Source organism: Streptomyces sp. NPDC054840 (genome assembly GCF_053611065.1).
This window is the reverse complement of sequence record NZ_JBSGZP010000856.1, coordinates 1-2,615: the sequence shown is the minus strand read 5'-3', so window position 1 is coordinate 2,615 and position 2,615 is coordinate 1. Positions and strand designations below refer to the sequence as shown.

Below are 2,615 nucleotides of genomic sequence, written 5' to 3'. Positions count from 1 at the left end.
GCCACACCGCCTGCGGTGGGCGCGGGCGGTGTGGCCGGAGGCGGAACGCGGCCGGTGCCCGGCACGGCTCGTGGAACGCAGCGTCGCCTGGGATGTTCAGAGCTTGACATCCGGGGTATTTCGACCGTCCGGTAATTCTTCGAACTTCCTGGAACACGCACCACCAGGCGGTGATCGCCATGTCCGATTGCAAGGTTCCCGACTACCGCACCGGCCGCCGCGGCCGCCACTGGACCCACGCCCTGCGTGCCGCCCAGAGGACCGGCGCTGTCATCGTGACCGACGACACCGGCCAGCTCGTCACCTACGCCCCCGACCGCACCGGTCCTGGGCGCTTCCGACCATGGACCACACCCACCGGAGTCCGTTACGACAGTCATGACGTCCACCCCGAATGGTGACAAGGTCACCAAGTGGTCCGGGGGCCGGTCGCTGGGACGGCGCCAGCGGGTCCGTTCTCACCTCACACCTTCTGGCCGGCTGCTCATCAGGGGGCCACTGCCACCCCCACAGGCCACGAAGCGGGCGGCGCTCGCGTGACGCGGCGCCAGGATGCTCAAACGGCACTGGCCGAGTGAACGTCGCGGACCACGCCGATTGCGGCCCAACGGATGAGCAGCCCTGCGGTGGTGAGCGCGGCGGCACGACGGCGTACCTCAACCAGGGGTGCTGAGCCACGGGATATGCCTCTCTCTTTTCAGCCAGGTGCCGGGCACGCCGCAAGCAGTAGCGGAGTAGTGCGGTGGTCGGACGGCACCGGGCTGTGAAGGGGGATCGGGATCGCCCAGGGACAGCCGGCGCCGTCCTTCGCGGCAGCGGTCGTCAACTGGAGATGGCTTCCAGGAGGTCGCCCACCTGGGGATCGGGCAGGGCGCGGGCCACGTCGGCCTGGGCGACGATGCCGACCAGGTCGCGGCCGTCGATCACCGGCAGCCGCCGTACATGGTGTTCGGACATGGTGCGGAGGATCTCGGAGGCGTCGTCGTCGGCGCCGATCGTCACGGCCTCGCCCTGTGCGAGATCGCCCGCCTTACAGGTCGCCGGGTCCTTGCCCACGGCGAGGACCTTGGTGACGATGTCCCGGTCGGTGAGCATGCCCTTGAGCTTGTGGTCGGTGCCGCAGATCGGCAGCGCACCGACATCGAGGCGTGCCAGCTTCCGCGCCGCCTCCAGCACGGTGGCTTCGGCATCGATACATTCCGGTTCCGGGGTCATGATGTCGCGTGCGGTAGTCATCGCAGCCATCCCGTCTCGGAGGGTCGAAAGACTCTTACCCGGCCCCTGCCCCTTCTTCCCTCCCCTACGCACGCATCGGCAGGCTCGTGTTAGCGGGAATGCTGAGGACGATCGCAGCCTGCTCTCACGCCCGCGTCGGTCGTGAACCCGAGCGCCTGGACGAACGCTCAGGAAGCCCTCAGCACGCAGCGCCGGGGCCGCGCGAGGCCGAAGGGAGATATCAGGCGGCGGGTACCCCGGCAGGCGGGAACTGCCGGTGCCGACGGGCGGACGAACCGGCCGACAGGGGTCAGTCGGCCGGTGACCAGAAGGCAGCCACGGTCCCGCTGCCCGGAGTCAGCCGTTCCCAGCCGCCGAGCACATCCATCACCACCACTCCCGAGGTCGGGAAACCCGCCCTCACCCGCTCCGACACGTCCGAAGGGCCGCTCCCGGCCAGGCCCACGGCCAACTCGTGGATGCCTGGATTGTGGCCCACCAGGGCCAAGGAGCGCAGCCCCGATCCCCGCTCCGCCAGGACGGTGGCCAGCATGCTCGGCGCCGCCTTGTAGAGCCGTTCGTCGTACACGACGGGCGGTGGGTTCTTCAGCGCGGTGGCTGCAAGCTGCCAGGTCTGCCGCGTCCTGCGGGCCGGGGAGCACAGCACCAGATCGGGCTCGAAGGCCGAGTCCGCAAGCCAGCGGCCCGTCCGGGGTGCGTCGGCGTGTCCGCGCTCGCTCAGAGGACGATCGAAGTCGTCGATGGGCTGGTCCTTCGGCACGGCCTTCGCGTGCCGTACCAGCAGTAGCCGGCACTCGGCCTTCTCGTCGGGGGCCGAGGACGTGGGCGGGGATCCGGCATCCGGTGACATGGCCGTCTCCTTCCGAGTACGTACGGTCCGGGTTGTTCCCGGCCTCATCCGCCCGCTGCGCTCCGGCGGGCGATTCGGTCCTCACCGCGCAGCACCCCGACGCGGTGGCGACGGTTTCGACGGTCGCTCGACGAACGTACGGTCGTCCAGGCCGCCGGTGGCGCATCGGAGTCACGATCCCGATCACGATCCCGGGCGCCCTCGGTCGTCAGGGACGGAAGAGGACCTTCACCATGTTGTCCCGCTTCGCCTGAAAGTCCGCGTACGCCCGCGGGGCGTCGTCCAGCGACAGGTGATGGGTGGCGAAGCCCTCCACGCCGAGAGGGTCGCCGTCGGTCAGCAACGGCATCAAGTCGTCGACCCACCGGCGGACGTTGGCCTGTCCCATGCGCAGTTGGATCTGCTTGTCGAACATCGTGAGCAGCGGGAGCGGGTCCACGGCACCGCCGTAGACGCCGGACAGGGAAATGGTGCCGCCGCGCCGTACGAGCTCGATGGCCAGCTGCAGGGCGCCCAGACGGTCCACGCC

General features: G+C 69.7%; 3 protein-coding genes and 1 pseudogene. 1 reads left to right on the top strand and 3 read right to left on the bottom strand.

The window, feature by feature from the left end; genetic code table 11:
• Positions 1 to 179 precede the first annotated feature (179 nt).
• The gene (locus ACWGIU_RS35100; RefSeq protein ID WP_453712144.1) at positions 180 to 401 is read left to right on the top strand and encodes a hypothetical protein; all 222 of its coding nucleotides are present in this window, start codon (positions 180 to 182) and stop codon (positions 399 to 401) included.
• A gap of 421 nt (positions 402 to 822) precedes the next feature.
• On the opposite strand, the gene ACWGIU_RS35095 is transcribed toward ACWGIU_RS35100, so the two are convergent.
• The 3 genes and pseudogenes from ACWGIU_RS35095 to ACWGIU_RS35085 form a co-directional block, all read right to left on the bottom strand.
• Positions 823 to 1,236: a CBS domain-containing protein gene (locus ACWGIU_RS35095; RefSeq protein ID WP_453712143.1), complete on the bottom strand. Its 414-nt coding sequence runs from the start codon at positions 1,234 to 1,236 to the stop codon at positions 823 to 825.
• A gap of 289 nt (positions 1,237 to 1,525) precedes the next feature.
• Complete coding sequence (locus ACWGIU_RS35090) at positions 1,526 to 2,086, bottom strand: SixA phosphatase family protein (protein WP_453712142.1); 561 nt, start codon at positions 2,084 to 2,086, stop codon at positions 1,526 to 1,528.
• A gap of 208 nt (positions 2,087 to 2,294) precedes the next feature.
• A pseudogene (locus ACWGIU_RS35085) lies at positions 2,295 to 2,615 on the bottom strand (glutathione-dependent formaldehyde dehydrogenase); the annotation flags it as partial.

Excerpts from the sequence above, each read along its gene's own strand:
- ACWGIU_RS35100 (WP_453712144.1), top strand. The coding sequence starts at position 180 with ATGTCCGATTGCAAGGTTCCCGACTACCGCACCGGCCGCCGCGGCCGC.
- ACWGIU_RS35090 (WP_453712142.1), bottom strand. The coding sequence starts at position 2,086 with ATGTCACCGGATGCCGGATCCCCGCCCACGTCCTCGGCCCCCGACGAG.
- ACWGIU_RS35095 (WP_453712143.1), bottom strand. The coding sequence starts at position 1,236 with ATGACTACCGCACGCGACATCATGACCCCGGAACCGGAATGTATCGAT.